This is a genomic window from Cellulosimicrobium protaetiae (assembly GCF_009708005.2).
Classification (GTDB): Bacteria; Actinomycetota; Actinomycetes; order Actinomycetales; family Cellulomonadaceae; genus Cellulosimicrobium; species Cellulosimicrobium protaetiae.
Map to the genome: position 1 here is coordinate 3,545,031 of NZ_CP052757.1, position 17,277 is coordinate 3,562,307.

The 17,277-nt window shown below is 73.2% G+C and carries 15 protein-coding genes; 7 read left to right on the forward strand and 8 right to left on the reverse strand.

The genetic code is table 11. The features are described from left to right. Positions 1–29: 29 nt before the first annotated feature. On the forward strand, positions 30–332 hold the full coding sequence (locus tag FIC82_RS15295) for an exodeoxyribonuclease VII small subunit (protein ID WP_154800382.1): 303 nt from the start codon (positions 30–32) through the stop codon (positions 330–332). Then, positions 329–1,294: a carbohydrate kinase family protein gene (locus tag FIC82_RS15300; RefSeq protein ID WP_154799073.1), complete on the forward strand. Its 966-nt coding sequence runs from the start codon at positions 329–331 to the stop codon at positions 1,292–1,294. The genes FIC82_RS15295 and FIC82_RS15300 overlap by 4 nt, the downstream gene beginning before the upstream one ends. A 59-nt stretch (positions 1,295–1,353) precedes the next feature. On the opposite strand, the gene FIC82_RS15305 is transcribed toward FIC82_RS15300, so the two are convergent. The 4 genes from FIC82_RS15305 to FIC82_RS15320 all read right to left on the reverse strand — a co-directional run bounded on the left by FIC82_RS15305 (position 1,354) and on the right by FIC82_RS15320 (position 5,933). Beyond that, positions 1,354–2,607, reverse strand: coding sequence for an ABC transporter ATP-binding protein (locus FIC82_RS15305; RefSeq protein WP_154799074.1), 1,254 nt, complete (start codon positions 2,605–2,607; stop codon positions 1,354–1,356). 118 nt (positions 2,608–2,725) lie between these two features. Further along, entirely contained in the window at positions 2,726–3,577 is an 852-nt protein-coding gene (locus FIC82_RS15310; RefSeq protein ID WP_154799075.1) for a carbohydrate ABC transporter permease, read from the reverse strand. Beyond that, positions 3,577–4,644 (reverse strand): carbohydrate ABC transporter permease, encoded by a 1,068-nt coding sequence (locus tag FIC82_RS15315; RefSeq protein WP_168731957.1) that lies wholly within the window; start codon positions 4,642–4,644, stop codon positions 3,577–3,579. The genes FIC82_RS15310 and FIC82_RS15315 overlap by 1 nt, the downstream gene beginning before the upstream one ends. Continuing rightward, positions 4,641–5,933: a sugar ABC transporter substrate-binding protein gene (locus FIC82_RS15320; RefSeq protein WP_253691215.1), complete on the reverse strand. Its 1,293-nt coding sequence runs from the start codon at positions 5,931–5,933 to the stop codon at positions 4,641–4,643. The genes FIC82_RS15315 and FIC82_RS15320 overlap by 4 nt, the downstream gene beginning before the upstream one ends. Positions 5,934–6,061: 128 nt before the next feature. Here FIC82_RS15320 and FIC82_RS15325 point away from each other — a divergent pair, with 128 nt between their 5' ends. After that, the gene (locus tag FIC82_RS15325) at positions 6,062–6,739 is read left to right on the forward strand and encodes a carbonic anhydrase (protein ID WP_154799077.1); all 678 of its coding nucleotides are present in this window, start codon (positions 6,062–6,064) and stop codon (positions 6,737–6,739) included. Positions 6,740–6,838: 99 nt separating this feature from the next. After that, positions 6,839–8,284: a class II fumarate hydratase gene (locus FIC82_RS15330; protein ID WP_154799078.1), complete on the forward strand. Its 1,446-nt coding sequence runs from the start codon at positions 6,839–6,841 to the stop codon at positions 8,282–8,284. Positions 8,285–8,454: 170 nt separating this feature from the next. Here the strand turns inward: FIC82_RS15330 and FIC82_RS15335 are convergent, their stop codons facing one another. From FIC82_RS15335 to FIC82_RS15345, 3 genes are all read right to left on the reverse strand, one after another. Further along, positions 8,455–9,831 carry a PhoH family protein gene (locus FIC82_RS15335; RefSeq protein WP_171445711.1) on the reverse strand — a complete coding sequence of 459 codons (1,377 nt, stop codon included), beginning with the start codon at positions 9,829–9,831 and terminating at the stop codon, positions 8,455–8,457. Between the two features lie 267 nt (positions 9,832–10,098). Beyond that, complete coding sequence (locus tag FIC82_RS15340; RefSeq protein WP_168731959.1) at positions 10,099–11,745, reverse strand: MDR family MFS transporter; 1,647 nt, start codon at positions 11,743–11,745, stop codon at positions 10,099–10,101. Then, complete coding sequence (locus tag FIC82_RS15345) at positions 11,742–12,383, reverse strand: PadR family transcriptional regulator (RefSeq protein ID WP_168731960.1); 642 nt, start codon at positions 12,381–12,383, stop codon at positions 11,742–11,744. Before FIC82_RS15345 ends, FIC82_RS15340 begins: the two co-directional genes overlap by 4 nt. Before the next feature lie 190 nt (positions 12,384–12,573). On the opposite strand from FIC82_RS15345, the gene FIC82_RS15350 reads away from it, so the two are divergent. Both FIC82_RS15350 and FIC82_RS15355 read left to right on the forward strand, forming a co-directional pair. Beyond that, positions 12,574–14,043 (forward strand): amidase, encoded by a 1,470-nt coding sequence (locus tag FIC82_RS15350; RefSeq protein WP_154799081.1) that lies wholly within the window; start codon positions 12,574–12,576, stop codon positions 14,041–14,043. Beyond that, a complete protein-coding gene (locus FIC82_RS15355) occupies positions 14,040–14,594 on the forward strand; it encodes a DUF1697 domain-containing protein (protein WP_154799082.1) in 555 nt (184 codons plus the stop codon). The genes FIC82_RS15350 and FIC82_RS15355 overlap by 4 nt, the downstream gene beginning before the upstream one ends. A 434-nt stretch (positions 14,595–15,028) precedes the next feature. Here FIC82_RS15355 and FIC82_RS15360 read toward each other — a convergent pair whose 3' ends face one another. Beyond that, on the reverse strand, positions 15,029–15,781 hold the full coding sequence (locus tag FIC82_RS15360) for a YqeB family protein (protein ID WP_154799083.1): 753 nt from the start codon (positions 15,779–15,781) through the stop codon (positions 15,029–15,031). A 181-nt stretch (positions 15,782–15,962) separates the two neighbouring features. Here FIC82_RS15360 and nhaA point away from each other — a divergent pair, with 181 nt between their 5' ends. Continuing rightward, entirely contained in the window at positions 15,963–17,249 is a 1,287-nt protein-coding gene (gene nhaA / locus FIC82_RS15365) for a Na+/H+ antiporter NhaA (RefSeq protein WP_154799084.1), read from the forward strand. The last annotated feature ends 28 nt before the right edge of the window (positions 17,250–17,277 follow it).

Genomic DNA, 17,277 nt, shown 5'->3' on the forward strand with positions numbered 1-17,277 from the left:
CGGACGACGTGTCCGACCATGACGCACAGATGGGGTTGAATACTGCCGTGACTTCCTTTGACAACGCTGTCACGCCCGACGTCGCGACGCTGTCCTACGAGCAGGCGCGCGACGAGCTCGTGCAGGTCGTCGCCCGGCTCGAGGCCGGCGGCGAGCCGCTCGAGGCGTCGCTCGCGCTCTGGGAACGCGGCGAGGCGCTGGCCGCCCGCTGCCAGGAGTGGCTCGACGGCGCCCGCGCCCGGCTCGACGCCGCCCGCGCCCAGGACGCTCCGAGCGCGCCCGGCGGAGATCCCGACGACAACCCCGACGACCCCACCGGAGACGACCGATGAGCACCAGCCCCGCCGCGCCCGCGACCGACGGCACCCCCGAGACCGAGGAGCACGTGCTCGTCGTCGGCGAAGCGTTGATCGACGTCGTGCACCGCGCCGACGGCAGCGTCGACGAGCACCCCGGCGGCAGCCTCGCGAACGTCGCCCTCACGCTCGGGCGCCTCGGGCGCGACGCGCGCCTGGCCACCTGGCTCGGCGAGGACGCGCGCGGTGAGGTCGTCCGGGCCTGGCTCGACGACTCCGCGGTGACCCTCACCCCGGGCAGCACCGAAGCGGGCTCCACGAGCGTCGCCACGGCCCACCTCGACGCCCACGGCGCCGCGACCTACGAGTTCGACCTCGAGTGGCGCGTCCCCGCCGGCACCGCCGCCGGCCACGGCACGCTCGCCGTGCACACCGGCTCGATCGCCGCCGTCCTGGAGCCCGGCGCCTCCGGCGTGCGCGCGCTCGTCGCCGCCGCCCGCGCCACGGCCACCATCACCTACGACCCCAACGCGCGACCCGCCCTCATGGGCGACCCCGCCGACGCCCGCACCCGGATCGAGACGCTCGTCGCGCTCGCCGACGTCGTCAAGGTCAGCGACGAGGACCTCACCTGGCTCGCCCCCGGCACCGACCCGGCCGACGTCGCGCGCACCTGGCTCACGCTCGGCCCCGCACTCGTCGTCGTCACCTACGGCGGCGAGGGCGCCCTCGCGATCACCGCCACCGGCGAGCAGCGCGTCACCGCCCCCCGCGTGGAGGTCGTCGACACCGTCGGCGCGGGCGACTCCTTCATGGGCGCGCTCCTCGACGGGCTCTGGGACGCGGGCCTCCTCGGCGCCGACCGCCGTGACACCCTGCGCGCGATCGACCCGGACACGCTCACCACCCTGCTCGAACGCTGCGCCGCCGTCGCCGCCGTCACCGTCTCGCGCGCCGGCGCCAACCCGCCCCGCCGCGCGGAGCTCGCGTCCGCCTGAGCCGGTGTCCGGGCACGCCTCGGCCGCCCGGGTGTGCACCCGGGCGGCCGGCGCCTCCGTCAGACCTGCGCGTCCTGCTTCTGCGCGCGCTCGAGAGACCGCTTGCGGTCCTCGGCGTTCTCCTCCTCGATCCGGTCGGCCTCGGCGTCGTCGCGCGTGAGGTTCTCGCTCGTCTCCGGGTCGAAGATCATCATCTTCGTCGGGTCGAACCACAGCTCCGTCGTGTCGCCGTCACGGACCCGTGACGCGGAGTCGAGGGCGACGACGAACTGGGTGCGCAGGCCCTCGCCGTCGAGCTCGCGGTCCAGCTCCTCGAGCTGGCCCTTGACCGACTCGTGCATGTCGAACGGCACGTACGCGTAGAGCTCGGCTCCGAGCCACTCGGTGACGTCGATCTGGATCTCGAAGGTGTGCCCGCGGTCCTTCTTGGACGGGTCGACGAGCCGCGCGTCCTCGAAGTGCTCGGGCCGCAGGCCCACGATGACCAGGCCGCGGTCGCCCACGACCGACGCGACGTTCTCCGGCATGTCGAACTCCCCGAACGGGAGCGTGATCCGCCCGCCCGACACCTCGCCCGGCAGGAAGTTCATGGGCGGCGTGCCGATGAACCCCGCGACGAACAGGTTGACGGGCTGCTCGTAGAGCCCGCGCGGGCTCGCGACCTGCTGGAGCACGCCGCGGCGCAGCACGGCGACGCGGTCGCCGAGCGTCATGGCCTCGGTCTGGTCGTGGGTGACGTAGACGGTCGTCGTGCCGAGGCGACGCTGGAGGCGCGCGATCTCCGTGCGCGTCTGCCCGCGCAGCTTGGCGTCGAGGTTGGACAGCGGCTCGTCGAAGAGGAAGGCCTTCGCGTCGCGCACGATCGCGCGCCCCATCGCGACGCGCTGGCGCTGCCCGCCCGACAGGTTCGCGGGCTTGCGGTCCAGGTGCTCGCGCAGGTCGAGCATGTCGGCTGCCCGCTCGACCTTCTCGCGGATCTCGGCCTCGCTGTGCTTGCCCTTCGCGAGGCGCAGCGGGAACGCGATGTTCTCCGCGACCGTGAGGTGCGGGTAGAGCGCGTAGTTCTGGAACACCATCGCGAGGTCGCGCTCGCGCGGCGCCTTCTCGTTGACGCGCGTGCCGTCGATGTCGAGCTCGCCCGAGGTGATGTCCTCGAGCCCGACGATCATGCGCAGGACCGTCGACTTCCCCGAGCCGGAGGGGCCGACGAGGATGACGAACTCGCCGTCGGCGATGTCGAGGTTCACGCGGTCCACCGCGAGGAACCCGTCGCCGTAGCGCTTGACGATGTCCTTCAGGGTGATCGACGCCATCAGCTCTCTCCTCGGGTTCGGCGTGCGGCACGGTGCCCGACGGCGCGGGCGGGGCGCGGCGGTGCCGCGGCGGGCTGCGGGATCGGCTGCCGGGTGGTCGCCCGGCGATCGGTCGTGCTCATCCCTTCACCGCCCCCTGGGTCAGGCCGGAGACGATCTGACGCTGGAAGAGCACGACCAGCACCACGACCGGGATCGTCACGACGACGGCCGCCGCGGAGATCGCGCCGGTCGGCTCCTCGAAGTACGACGCGCCGGTGAAGAACGCCAGCGCGGCCGGGACCGGGCGGGCCGCGCTCGTCGACGTGAGCGAGATGCCGTAGACGAAGTCGTTCCAGGCGATGAAGAACGCGATGAGCGCCGTCGTGAAGACGCCGGGCGCCGCGAGCGGGACGATCGCCTTGCGGAACGCCTGCCACGGCGTCGCGCCGTCGACCTGGGCGGCCTGCTCGAGCTCCCACGGGATCTGCCGGAAGAACGCGGCGAGCGTCCAGATGGAGATCGGGAGCGTGAGCGAGAGGTACGGGATGATGAGGCCGATCCACGTGTCGTACAGGCCGATGTTGCGCCACAGGTTGAACAGCGGCGTGACGATCGAGACGACCGGGAAGATCGAGACGCCGAGCGCCGTCGTGAGGATGAGGCGCTTGCCCGGGAAGTTCAGGCGCGCGATCGCGTACGCGCACAGCGTCGCGAGCACGACGGCGATGACCGTCGCGATGAGCGAGATGCCGATGGAGTTGCGCAGCGCGGAGAGGAACAGCTCTTGCGCCGAGCCGCCCGTGGCGAGGATCTGCTCGTAGTTGTCGGTGCTCCACCGCGGCGGGAGGAACGTGCCGGAGTTGATGTCGCTGGGACCCTTGAAGCTCGTCATGAAGATCGACACCACGGGGAACAGCGACCCGACGAGGACGACGACCGTGATGACGGCCCACCAGATCTTGGCCCGGGTGCTGAGGACGCTGCCCATCACTTCTCCCCCCTCGCGCCGGCGAGATCCACCTTGAAGAGCTTGATCGCGACGAAGCAGATGAGCACGACGCACAGGAACAGCAGCACGGAGATCGCCGAGCCCATGCCGATCTGGAGCTGGCCGATCGAGGTCCGGTACGCGAGCAGCGAGAGCACCTCGGTCCCGTTGGCGCCGTTCGTCATGATGAAGACGTTGTCGAAGATGCGGAACGCGTCGAGGGCACGGAACAGGACGGCGACCATGATCGCGGCCTTCATGTTCGGGACGATGACGCGCGTGAAGCGCTGCCAGGCCGTCGCGCCGTCGACCTTCGCGGCCTCCTCGAGGTCGCCGGGCACCTGCGCGAGGCCGGCGAGGAGCAGGAGCGAGATGAACGGGGTCGTCTTCCAGACCTCGGACGCGATGATGACGAACAGGCTCGTGCCCTGCTGGGCGAACCAGTTGAGGTCGGGGCCGATGCCGGGGACCCAGTCGAACCAGTGGTTGACATACCCGGACGTGATGTCGAACGCGTAGAACCACGCGAACGCCGAGACGACCGTGATGATCCCGTACGGCACGAGGATCGCCGTACGCAGGAGCCCGCGCAGGCGCTTGATCGCGCGGTGCATGACGAGCGCGAGCGCGAAGCCGAGGACGAGCTCGATGGCGACGGTGATGACGGTGATGAGCAGGGTGACCCACAGGGCCTTCCACCACACCGGGTCCGAGAGGATCACGAGGTAGTTGTTGAGCCCCACGAACGCCCGGTCGTCCGGGGCGGTGAGCTTGTAGTTGAAGAGCGAGTCGTAGACCGCCTGGAGGATCGGGTAGAGCGTCACGGCGAGCATGACGACGAACGCCGGCCCGGCGAGGTACCAGCCGAGGCGCGCCTCGGCGCGGGCGCGGTCGCTGCGCGCGGCCTTCGCGGCGGCGTCGGGCGCGCCGCGCGGGTCGGTGCCCGTCCCGGCGCGGGACTCGGCGCGGGTCGTGGCCCCGCGGCGGGTGGGCGCGTCCTCGGAGGCGGTCGGGGGCGCGGCGTGCCGGCCACGCGGCGCGGGCTCGGCGGGGGGTCCGGCGTTCACAGGAGTCGCTCCCCTCGCAGGACGGCGGTGATGAAGTCGGTGGACTGCTGCGGCGTCGTGTCGGGGTCGACGTCGGCGGGCGGGTACCAGGTCTGCTGGAGGCCGGTGGAGACCTCGTTGTAGAACGGGGTCTGCGGCCGCGGGGCCGCCTGGTCGAGCGAGTCGCGGATGACGTCGTACATCGGGAACGCCTCCTGGACGTCCGGGTCCTCGTACGCCTGGGTGCTCGCCGCCGGGTTCCCGTTGGTCACGAAGTACTCGGCCTGGTTCTCGGGGCTGACGATGCACTGCGCCGCCTCGTACGCGAGGTCGGTGTGCTTGCCGAACGCGCCGATGCCGAGCGAGATGCCGCCGTAGGGCGGGCGCGCGTCCTCGCCCTCGGTCGTCTGCGGGTAGAGCGCCCAGCCGATGTCGTCGAGCAAGGACTGGTCGAGCGACCCCGCGTCGACGGCGCCCTGGGTGGAGGACCAGACGAACGGCCAGTTGACCATGAACGAGCCGCGGTCGCCCTGGAACTTGGTGAGGGACGCGGGCTCGTCCTCGCTCGGGAGTCCCGGGCCGCCGACGCCGGACGTCCCGATCTCGCCGATGATGGTCGCGGCCGCCTTGCCCGCGTCGGTGTCGAGGCCGAGCTCCACCTCGTCCGCCGGCGCCTCCGGGTTCTCGAGGATGTGCCCGCCCGCGCCCTCGACGAGCGCGTTGATCCACACCGTGAGCGACTCGGCCTTGGCGCCCTGGACGGCGAGGAGCTTGTCCTGGTCCTGCGCGGCCTGCATGATCTGGTCCCACGTGACCGGCTGTGTCATGTCGAGCCCTGCGGCCTCGGCGACCGACTTGCGGTACCAGAGGAGCTGCGTGTTGGCCCAGAACGGGATGGCGACCAGCTCGTCCTTCCACGTCGACGCGTCGATCGCACCCTGCACGACGTCCTGCGTCGTCGCGTCGGCGACGTCGTCGGGCACCGGGGCGAGGAAGTCGGCCTCCGCGAACTCGGCGATGAACACCGGGTCGAGGCTCATGATGTCGATCGAGGAGTCCTTCGCCGCGAGGCGGCGGGCGAGCTGTTCGCGCTGCGACGCGGCGTCGCGCGGCAGGAGCTCGGTCTGGATCCGGTACGCGCCGTCCGCAGCCTCCGTGCACGACGCGGCGATGTCGGCCTGGCCCCCGTTGTCCGGGTTGATGTACCACGTGAGCTCCGGCGTCCCGTCGTCGCCGGGCCCGCACGCGGCGAGCGGCGCCACGAGCCCCACGGCGACCAGGACGGCGAGCGCTCGGGTGCGTCGGCGCACGTCGGCTCCCCTCGGTCGCGGCTCCCCGTCTCCGGGCGTGTCACCCTCCATGGCTACACCCCTCGGGCCCGGCCCGCCATGCGAACGGGCACGTCGCCGCCCTCTCGCGGTGCGCGATGATGGAGGACATGACCTCTTCCGCTCCCGCCTCTCCCTCCCGTACGCTCACCCCCGCCGAGGCGTGGGCGACGCTGCGCGAGGGCAACGACCGCTTCGTCGCCGACGCCCTCCTGCATCCGTCGCAGGGTGCCGACCGTCGCCGGGAGACGTCCGCCGCGCAGCACCCGCACACGGTCCTGTTCGGCTGCTCCGACTCGCGCGTCGCGGCCGAGATCATCTTCGACCAGGGTCTGGGCGACATGTTCGTCGTCCGGACCGCGGGGCACGTCGTGGACACCACGGTGATCGGCTCGATCGAGTACGGGGTGGACGTCCTGTCGGCCCCGCTCGTCGTCGTCCTCGGGCACGACTCGTGCGGCGCCGTGGGCGCCGCGGTGGAGACGCTGACGACCGGTGCCCAGGCGGACGGGTTCGTCCGGGCGGTCGTCGACCGGGTCATCCCGTCGATCGCGAAGATCACGGGGGCGGGGAACGGCTCGCTGGAGAACCTCGATCCCGCGGTGCTGCGTCGCGAGCACGTCCGCAACACCGTCGACATGCTGCGCTCGTACTCCGTCGGGCTGGCCACGGCCGTCGCCGAGGGGCGCTGCGCCATCGTCGGTGTCGAGTACGACTTCGCCGAGGGGCGGGCGCACCTGGTCGAGGTCGTGGGCGACGTCGGCGAGGCGCCCGTCGCCGACGCCTGAGGCGCGAGCGACGCACCCGGGCGGGACACCTTCTGCGCCCCGCGTGACCTGGGTCACGCGGGTTGCGGGAGGCCGTGCGCGGTGCGGCAGGATGGCCCCATGACTGCATCTCCCGAGGCTTCCGGCGCCGCCGCCGGCGAGGCCGCACCGACGACCGAGTACCGCATCGAGCACGACACCATGGGCGAGGTGCGCGTCCCCGCGCAGGCGCTCTACCGCGCGCAGACGCAGCGCGCGGTCGAGAACTTCCCGATCTCCGGCACCCCGCTCGAGCGCGGCCACATCGAGGCCCTCGCGCGCGTGAAGAAGGCCGCGGCCCGGGCGAACGCCGAGCTCGGCGTGCTCGACGAGGACGTCGCCACCGCGATCGTCGCCGCGGCCGACGAGGTCGCGTCGGGCGCGCACGACGCGCACTTCCCGGTGGACGTCTACCAGACGGGGTCCGGGACGTCGTCGAACATGAACACGAACGAGGTCCTCGCGACGCTCGCCACGCGCTCGCTCGGGCGCGACGTGCACCCGAACGACCACGTCAACGCCTCGCAGTCGTCCAACGACGTCTTCCCCACGTCGGTGCACGTCGCCGCGACCGCGGGCGTCGTCCGCGACCTCGTGCCCGCGCTCGGCCACCTCGCCGAGGCGCTCGAGGCGAAGTCGGCGGAGTTCGCCACGGTCGTGAAGTCGGGCCGCACCCACCTCATGGACGCCACCCCGGTGACGCTCGGCCAGGAGTTCGGTGGCTACGCCGCCGCGATCCGCTACGGCATCGAGCGGCTGGAGTCGGCGCTCCCCCGCGCCGCGGAGGTCCCGCTCGGCGGCACCGCCGTCGGCACCGGCATCAACACGCCGGCCGGGTTCCCGCAGCGCGTCATCGCGCTGCTCGTCGAGGACACGGGCCTGCCGCTCACCGAGGCCCGCGACCACTTCGAGGCCCAGTCCTCGCGCGACGGCCTCGTCGAGCTCTCCGGCGCGCTGCGCACCATCGCCGTGTCGCTCACCAAGATCTGCAACGACCTGCGCTGGATGGGCTCGGGCCCCAACACGGGCCTCGGCGAGATCTTCATCCCCGACCTGCAGCCGGGCAGCTCGATCATGCCGGGCAAGGTCAACCCCGTCGTCCCGGAGGCCGTGCTCATGGTCGCCGCGCGCGTGATCGGCAACGACGCGACCGTGGCGTGGGCCGGCGCGTCGGGCTCGTTCGAGCTCAACGTCCAGATCCCCGTCATCGCGCAGGGCGTCCTGGAGTCGATCCGCCTGCTCGCGAACGCGTCGCGCGTGCTCGCCGACAAGACGGTCACGGGCATCACCGCGAACGTCGAGCGGGCGCTCGCCCTCGCCGAGTCGTCGCCGTCGATCGTCACGCCGCTCAACCGCGTGATCGGCTACGAGGCCGCGGCGAAGGTCGCGAAGCACTCCGTCAAGGAGGGCCTCACCGTCCGCCAGGCCGTGGTCGACCTCGGCTTCGTCGAGCGCGGCGAGGTCACCGAGGCGCAGCTCGACGACGCGCTCGACGTGCTGTCGATGACGCGCCCGCCGCAGGCCTGACGTCGCGCCCGGCTCGGATCTGCCCTCCGACCTCGAGCCGACGAGAGAGAACCCCCGCTACCGCGAGGTAGAACCGTGGTACCGCGAAGTAGGACCCCGGTACCCCGAGATGGAACCGTGGTCGCCTGAGGGAGGGACCTGGTCATCGACCAGGTCCCTCCCTCGTCGGGTCAGACCTCGATCGACTCCAGCATCTCCGTGACGAGCGCGGCGACGGGCGAGCGCTCGGAGCGTGTGAGCGTCACGTGCGCGAAGAGCGGGTGGCCCTTGAGCGCCTCGATGACGGCAGCGACGCCGTCGTGCCGCCCGACGCGCAGGTTGTCGCGCTGCGCGACGTCGTGCGTGAGGACGACGCGCGACGACTGACCGATGCGCGAGAGGACCGTGAGCAGCACGTTGCGCTCGAGCGACTGGGCCTCGTCGACGATGACGAACGCGTCGTGCAGCGACCGCCCGCGGATGTGGGTGAGCGGCAGCACCTCGAGCATCTCGCGGTCGATCACCTCGTCGAGCACCTGCGGCGAGACGAGGGCGCCGAGCGTGTCGTAGACGGCCTGCGCCCACGGGTTCATCTTCTCGGCCTCGGACCCGGGGAGGTATCCGAGCTCCTGCCCGCCGACCGCGTAGAGCGGGCGGAACACCATGACCTTGCGGTGCTGCCGGCGCTCCATGACCGCCTCGAGCCCCGCGCACAGCGCGAGCGCCGACTTGCCCGTCCCCGCCCGGCCGCCGAGCGACACGATGCCGACGGACTCGTCGAGCAGCAGGTCGATCGCGATGCGCTGCTCGGCCGAGCGCCCGTGGAGCCCGAACAGCTCCCGGTCGCCGCGCACGAGCTGGACGTGCTTGTCCGCCGTGACGCGGCCGAGGGCCGAGCCGCGCGGCGAGTGCACGACGAGCCCTGTGTGGCAGTGCAGCGGCCCGGCGGCCTCGACGACCTCCGGGTCGAGGCTCGTGAGCTCGACCGACTCGTGCTCCCACAGCGACGCGGCCTCGGCGTCCGTGAACGAGATTTCGCCCATGCCCGTCCAACCCGAGTCCACGGCGAGCTCGTGCCGGTACTCCTCCGCACGCAGCCCGACGGCCGACGCCTTGACCCGCATCGGCAGGTCCTTGGACACGACGGTCACGTCGTGCCCCTCGGCCGCGAGGTTCGCGGCGACGGACAGGATGCGCGTGTCGTTGTCGCCGAGCCGGAAGCCGGCCGGCAGCACGTCCGGGTCGGTGTGGTTGAGCTCGACGCGCAGGGTCCCGCCGGCGTCGCCGACCGGGATCGGGGCGTCGAGGCGGCCGTGCTTGATGCGCAGGTCGTCGAGCATGCGCAGCGCGCTGCGGGCGAAGTACCCGAGCTCCGCGTGATGGCGCTTCGCCTCCAGCTCGGTGATGACGACGACCGGGAGGACGACGTCGTGCTCGGCGAACCGCCCGATCGCGCGGGGATCGCTCAGCAGGACCGAGGTGTCGACGACGAACGTGCGGCGCGCGTCGTCGTGCGCGTCGTCCTGCGGGGTGGGTGAGGTACCGGGGGTGGGTGAGGAATGGACCACGAGGGCTCCCCTCCGGCGCACGCGCGCCGTTCTCTCTCTGGGCGAGGCAGGCGACCGGCCGTCGGGCCGTGGGTGCCACGGCTCAGCAGCGCCGGTGCCGGCCCTCCTGAGCGGAGCGTGAACCCCATCGGCTGGCCTCCCGGAGGACGGCGGTGGTGCCGTCCGTCTCCTCGAAACTACGCCCGTGTGATTCGGATCACCAGCCCGGCACGCGCGCGCCGCCGAGGTTTAACCCGCCGTTCACGCGACGGCGCAGAGCACCTCCTCTCAGTGCTCGACGTGCTTCGGGGCCATGGCGATCGCGCACACGAAGCCGAGGACGAGCACGACGGCGGTCACGGCGAGCGTCTGCCCGACGGCGGTCGCGAACCCCTGGTGGAACGCGGTGGTGGCGGCGTCGGTCACCTGGCGCGCGACGTCGTCGGGCACCCCGGGCGGGAGCGGGAAGGACCCGCCCTGCGCACCCTGGAGCGACCCCGCGTTCGCGAACCCGTCGACGAACTGCTGACGGAACTGCTCGGGCAGCGACGCCGCGGCGTCCTGCGCCGCCGCGGGGAGCGTGACGGACAGGCGCGCGGTGAGCGTCGCGACGATCGCCGCGGAGCCGATCACGCCGCCCACCTGGCGCGTGGTGTTGAACGCGCCGGCCCCGGCGCCCGCGGTGCGGTGGTCGAGGCCGGAGGTCGCGAGGTTGGCGAGCGGCGAGAAGACGCACCCGGTGCCGATGCCGAACAGCGTCATGGGCAGCACGATCGTCGCGACCGACACCCCCGGCCCCACGACGGCGGCGAGCCAGCCGATCGCGACGGCGAGCACCCCGAACCCGGTCGCGACGACCCACTTGGCCGGAACGCGGTCGGACAGGCGCCCGGCGAGCGGCGCCACGATCCCCGAGACGAGGGACCCGGGCAGGTTGACGAGGGCGGCGTGCAGCGGCGACAGGCCGAGGATCGACTGCAGGAAGATCGTGAGCGGGAAGAAGATGCCGATCATCGCGAACGAGACGGACATCCCGGCGACGTTGGCGAGCGAGAAGTTCCGGGAGCGGAAGAGCTTCAGGGGCAGGAGTGCGCCGTCGCCGAGGTGACGCTGCCACAGGACGAAGCCCACGAGCACGAGCAGCCCGGCCCCGATGACGCCCCAGACCGTGATCGGCCCGGTGATGGTGCCCCAGTGGTACGTCTCGCCCTCCTGGAGCCCGAAGACGACGGCGAAGAGCCCGACGACCGAGAGCACCACGCCGAGGACGTCGAACGAGCGCTTGTTCGTGGCGAGGCGCGGCAGCCGGACGAGCGCGAGCCACAGCGCGACGACGCCGACGGGCACGTTGACGAAGAAGATCCACTCCCAGCCCCACGTCTCGACGAACACGCCGCCGAGCAGCGGCCCGGCGATCGTCGCGACGCCCGCCGTCGCGCCCCACAGGCCCATGGCGGCACCGCGCTGGCGCGGCGGGAAGACGCGCGTGATCATCGCCATGGTCTGGGGCGTCATGAGCGCCGCGCCGACGCCCTGGACCACGCGGGCCGCGATGAGCATCTCGATGGAGCCCGAGAGCCCGCACCACGCGGACGCGAGCGTGAAGACCGCGAGGCCGACGACGAACACGGGCTTGGGCCCGTAGCGGTCGCCGAGGCGCCCCGCGAGCAGGAGCAGCACCGCGTAGGAGAGCAGGTAGGCGCTGTTCACCCAGCCGACCGCGACGAGCGACGCGTCGAGCTCGGTCTGGAGCGTGGGGACGGCGATGTTCACGATCGTGGTGTCGACCATGATCATGAAGAAGCCGAGGATCAGCGGGGGCAGGATGCTCCAGGCGCTGCGGCCGTGGAGGTCGACGAGGGGCACGACGCGCGAGCCGGCGTCGGCGGGGGCCGGGGCCGTGCTCGGGCCGGTGCCCGGGGCGGGAGTGGTCACGAGGTCTCCTGAGGTGAGGTCGTGCGGGGGAAGCGGAAGGCGGGGGCGAACTCCTCGGTCCAGCTCAGCGCACCCGACTCGACGTCGGCGATCGTCGCGTCGAGCCAGGCGATCTCGGCAGCGGTCCGGTGGAGCTCGAAGTCCGCGTCGAGCAGCACGCGCCGCGGCAGGCCGCGCGCGACGACCGCCTCCAGGCGCTCGCGCGCGCCGTCCGTCGCAGCGGCGAGCGCGGCCCGGCGTTCGCGCAGGAGCGCGAGGGCGTCGTCGCGCGGGAGGTCGTGCACGAGCGCGAGCCCGACCGGGAAGGCCGGGTACTCGGGCGGGGTCTCGCGCACGAGGTCGCGCGTGCGGTCGTGGTGCGCGGCGACGCCGGCATCCGTGATGGCGTAGACCGTGCGCTCGGGCCGGTTGCCGTCCCGGTCGACGCCCGTGCGCTCGACGAGGCCGTCGCGCTCGAGCCGGTCGACGGCGTGGTAGACGGCGCCCGGGTTGAGGCGGACGAGCCGGTCATCACGCCGCTTGCGCAGGCGCACGAGCATCTCGTACGGGTGCATGGGCTGGTCGAGCAGCACGGCGAGCACGAGGGTCGCCGTGGGGCTGAGGCGCGGTGCGGGCACGGTCGTCTCCGGGACGGTCACAGAGGGGTGCTGCGGACGGTCCGGGGCCGGTGGTCCGGGCGAGGAGGTCCGCAAGGAATATTCCGGTTGGAATATACGCCACGGCCCGGATGCTGTCGACCCCGCGCCTGTCGCGTGAACCCCTGTGCGTCGCGACGGCGCGACGACCGGGTGGGGCGGCGCGGTCGTCGTCGGCGTACGGTCGACAGTCATGGGTTCCGATCTGCTCGACCTCGACGCGACCGCCCTCGCCCACGCGCTGCGCACGGGCGACACGTCCCCCACCGATGTGCTCGACGCGACGCTCGACGCAGCGGCCGACGTCGGCGCGCAGGTCGGGGCGTTCACGGTCCTCGCCCCCGACCTCGCCCGCACGCAGGCGCTCGCTGCCGAGTCGGCGCTCGTCGCGGCGCGCCGCGCGGGGGGCTCGGCGGCCGGGACGCCGTCCGGCCGACACGACGAGCTCCCGCCGTTCCTCGGCGTCCCCTGCCCGGTCAAGGACCTCTCGATGGTCGAGGGCGTGCCCGTCCGCGCCGGGTCCGCCGCGATCGAGCCGTTCCCCGCGCCGTACGACGACGGCGTCGTGACGCTCCTGCGCGCCGCCGGCACGGTGATGATCGGCAAGACGTCGACGCCCGAGCTCGGCCTGCCCTGCTACACCGAGCCCGACGTCGGGCCGACCGCCCGCACGCCGTGGGACCTCGCGCGCTCCGCGGGCGGGTCGAGCGGCGGGGCGGCGGCCGCGGTCGCGGCGCGCGTGGTCCCCGTCGCGCACGGGAGCGACGGCGGCGGCTCGCTGCGGATCCCGGCGAGCGCGTGCGGGCTCGTCGGGCTCAAGCCGTCGCGGGGGCTCGTGAGTCCCGGCCCGTACGGGGTCGACGGCGCGGGGCTCGCGACGCACGGCGTCCTCACCCGGTCGGTGCGCGACGCCGCGGCGTTCCTCGACGTCCTCGCACGCCCGTGGCCGGGCGACACGTTCACGGCGCGCCTCGCGGCCGCGCCGTCGGGGCGGCGGCTCCGCGTCGGGCTGCTGCTCGACCCCGTGATCGCCGCCGACGCACCCGTGCACCCGGCGTGCGCGGACGCCGCCCGCGCGACCGCGACGCTGCTCGCCGGGCTCGGGCACGACGTCGTCGAGATCCCCCCGCCGTTCGGCGCGGAACGCTGGGACGCGTTCGCCGCACTGTGGTCGGTCGGCGCGCTCCAAGCCCCTGTGCCTACGGACCGCGAGCACCTCCTCGTCCCGCTCACGCGGTGGCTCCGCGAGCGCGGGCGCGGCGTGAGCGGTCTCGCGTACGCGACGGCGCTCGCCGGCGTGCAGCAGCTCACGCGCGAGGTCGCCGCCGCCTGGGCGGACGTCGACGTCGTGCTCTCCCCCACGCTCGCGCAACCGCCCGCGCTCGTCGGGTCCCAGCGGATCGACGACGACCCCGCCGCCGACTTCGCCGCGCAGACCGCGTTCACGCCCTGGACCAGCGTGTGGAACCTCACCGGGCGTCCGGCGATCTCGTTGCCGCTCGGGGAGGCGCGGGTCGCCGATCCCGGCCACGCGCAGCGGACGGTCCCGGTGGGCGTCATGCTCGGGGCCGACCACGGCGACGACGCGCTGCTCCTCGACCTCGCCGCCCGCCTCGAGGAGGCCGCACCGTGGTCCGGCCGGCGACCGGGGACCGTGTCGTGACCGCCTACGTCGCGCTGCTGTTCGCCGTGAACGTGGGTGGCCGCAAGGTCCCGTCGACCGCGCTGCGCGAGCTCGCGGGAGAGCTCGGGTTCGCGCACGCCCGCACGGTCGTCAACAGCGGCAACCTCGTCGTCGCGCCCGGGACCTCGGGCGCGACGTCGCCCGACGACGTCGCACGACTCCTGCACGACGCCGTCGCCGACCGCTTCGGCGTGGACGCCGCGATCGCCGTGCTCACCACCGAGCGCCTCCGCAAGATCGTCCGTGGCAACCCCCTGCCCGACGACGCGGCGGACCGCCCCGCCGCGCTCCTCGTCCTCGTGGGCGAGGCCCCGGTCGACCCGGACGGCGCCGCCACGATCGAGGGCCGGGACGGGAAGGAGCGCGCGGCCGTCGCGAACGGCGCCCTCTACGTCGCCTACCCGGACGGCATCGGCCGCTCGAAGCTCACCACGGCGGTCCTCGCGAAGGCGGCCGGCACGCCCGTGACCGGCCGCAACTGGAACACGATCACCCGCCTCCTGACCCTCGCCGAGGACACCCCCGCCTGAGCCACCCCCGAGGAGAACCCGCGGCCTGCCGAAGCAGAACGGTGGTCCGCCGAAGCAGAACCGTGGTCGCGCGAGGTAGAACCGTGGTCCGCCGAAGTAGAACCGAGGTGGGTCGAGGAAGAAGCGTGGTCTGCCGAGGTAGAACCGTGCTCACCGAACCAGAACCGCGTCAGGCCTCAGGCCCGCGGCGCCGCCGCCCGGACGAGTGAAGACCAGGGCGAGACGACGCCGGTCGGGGTGGGTGGTGGTGCCGCGTCGTGGCGGGCCTGGCGGGAGCCGCGAGGAACGAGCGGCGGATGGTAGACGCGGCACCACCACCCACCCCGACCACCCCACGCAACCACGCGCCGTCGGGCACAAGCACCACGGTTCTACCTCGCGCAACCAGAGTTCTACCCCGCGCGACCACGGTTCTACCTCGCGCTACCAGGGTTCTACCCCGGCGGGGTGGTGGCGGGGCGCCAGTGCTGGACCTTGTCGACGTCGCGCACGACGACGTCGAGCCGGGCCAGCTCGCGACGCAGGGCGGCGACGTCGGCGGTCTTGCCGGCGTCGAGCATCGCCGCTCGGGCGCGGAGCACGGCGTCGGCGCTGGGCGGGAGGGCTGGGTCGCCGGCGACCCAGCGCCGGAACTCCCCGGCGGACGGGTCCGCGTCGCACCAGGGCCAGCCGTGCGCGCGGAACGCGGACTCGAGCCGTTCGGTCGCGAGCTCGGTCCGCAGGTGGGCGAGCTCGACGACCGGCGCGTCGTCGGCGTCGTCGGCGTCGTCGCGACGGCCGAGCACGACGAGGTCCTTGCGGTCCACGAGCACGGCGGCGACCCGGTCCCGGTCGAGCTCGGTGCGCTCGTCCCGCAGCACCAGGGTCGCCGAGCCGCGGTCGACGGTCACGACGGCGATGTCGCGCAGCGCGTGGGAGGCGAACGCCGCGCCGACGAGCGCGCCGACGACTCCGCAGATCACGACGCCGAGGAGGCCGCGCTCCCCCAGCAGGTCGTCGACGAGGCGCGCGGGCCCCTGGAACGGCGCCCACGGGAGGGTCGTCATCCAGCCGGCCAGCCGCAGCAGCCCGTACGCGACGAGCGCGCCCAGCACCGGCGCACCTCCCCACAGGACGGCGCGGTCGAGCGGTGTCGGACCGACGTCGGTGGACGGCAGGGGGTCGGGCGAGGGCGCGGTGTCGGGCACCCGGGGATCGTGCCGTGCGGTGGCGGCTCGGCGCGTCGCCCGCGAGGATGACCGCGGGACGGACACGTCGGTCGCGAGAGGTACCGGCCCGGTAAGATCGGCCTCGGTGTGCCGGGAAGTCTGGTCGGCCACGGACCCCGGAACCTGGGCCGTGCCATGCGACCGCGACCCCTGGAGAACGATGTCCCACGCCCCCACCTCCCCGCCGACCACCCTGGACCGTGTCCGCCGCTGGGCCAGCCGCGAGACGACCGGGGGCGCCCTGCTCATCGGCGCGGCGCTGCTCGCGCTGCTCTGGGCGAACTCGCCCTGGCGCGACTCCTACCTCACGCTGTCGAGCACGGTGGTCGGCCCGTCGTCGCCCCTGCACCTCGACCTCTCGCTGTCGACCTGGGCGGCCGACGGCCTGCTCGCGATCTTCTTCTTCGTCGTGGGGGTCGAGCTCAAGCAGGAGTTCGTCGCGGGGAGCCTGCGCAACCCGAAGCAGGCGGGCGTCCCGATGCTCGCGGCGGTGGGCGGGATGGCCGTGCCCGCGGTGATCTTCGTGGTCGTCCTGCTGACCATGGGCGACGCGAGCGCGCTGCACGGGTGGGCGATCCCCACCGCGACGGACATCGCGTTCGCGCTGGGTGTGCTCGCCGTCTTCGGCCGCGGGCTCCCGGTCGCGATCCGCACGTTCCTGCTCACCCTCGCGGTCGTCGACGACCTGCTCGCGATCGTCGTCATCGCGATCTTCTACACCGAGGAGCTGAAGTGGGGCTACCTCGGCCTCGCGCTGCTCGCGGTCGGGCTGTACGCGGTGCTGGTGCGGACGCGGCGGACCCGCTGGTGGCTCCTGCTGCCCGTCGCGGTCGTCGCGTGGGCGTTCATGCACGAGTCGGGCGTCCACGCGACGATCGCCGGAGTCCTGCTCGGCTTCACGGTCCCGGCTCTCGTCGTGCACGGGGAGAGCGAGTCCCGGACGCACCGCTTCGAGCGGACGCTGCGGCCCGTCTCCCAGGGGATCGCGCTCCCGGTATTCGCGTTCTTCGCGGCAGGCGTCTCGATCGTGGGCGGGGAGACGCCCGTCGCCGAGGTGCTCACCCAGCCGGTCGTCCTCGCCATCGTCCTCGGGCTCGTCCTGGGCAAGATCGTCGGCGTCCTCGGCGTCACCGCGCTGGTCACGCGCTTCACGCCGCTGCGCCTCGCGGCGGGCATCGGCGTGCGCGACCTCCTGCCCGTCGGCTTCCTCGCGGGCATCGGCTTCACCGTGTCGCTCCTCATCGCGGAGCTGTCGTTCCCCGACGCCGAGCACACCGACGGGGCGAAGATCGCGATCCTCGCGGCGTCCACGATCGCCGCGGTGCTGGCGGCGGTCGCGCTCCGCTGGGACGCGCGGCGCGCCCGGTCGAACGACATGAACCGCGACGACCTGCCGGACGACGTGACCGAGTTCATCGGCGACGAGAAGGACCGCCTCGACCACTGACGGCCCGCCCGCCGAACCCGGGGTCGTG

Coding starts and splice junctions, on each gene's coding strand:
- FIC82_RS15295 (WP_154800382.1), top strand. CDS start 30: ATGGGGTTGAATACTGCCGTGACTTCCTTTGACAACGCTGTCACGCCC.
- FIC82_RS15300 (WP_154799073.1), top strand. CDS start 329: ATGAGCACCAGCCCCGCCGCGCCCGCGACCGACGGCACCCCCGAGACC.
- FIC82_RS15305 (WP_154799074.1), bottom strand. CDS start 2,607: ATGGCGTCGATCACCCTGAAGGACATCGTCAAGCGCTACGGCGACGGG.
- FIC82_RS15310 (WP_154799075.1), bottom strand. CDS start 3,577: ATGGGCAGCGTCCTCAGCACCCGGGCCAAGATCTGGTGGGCCGTCATC.
- FIC82_RS15325 (WP_154799077.1), top strand. CDS start 6,062: ATGACCTCTTCCGCTCCCGCCTCTCCCTCCCGTACGCTCACCCCCGCC.
- FIC82_RS15330 (WP_154799078.1), top strand. CDS start 6,839: ATGACTGCATCTCCCGAGGCTTCCGGCGCCGCCGCCGGCGAGGCCGCA.
- FIC82_RS15350 (WP_154799081.1), top strand. CDS start 12,574: ATGGGTTCCGATCTGCTCGACCTCGACGCGACCGCCCTCGCCCACGCG.
- nhaA (WP_154799084.1), top strand. CDS start 15,963: ATGTCCCACGCCCCCACCTCCCCGCCGACCACCCTGGACCGTGTCCGC.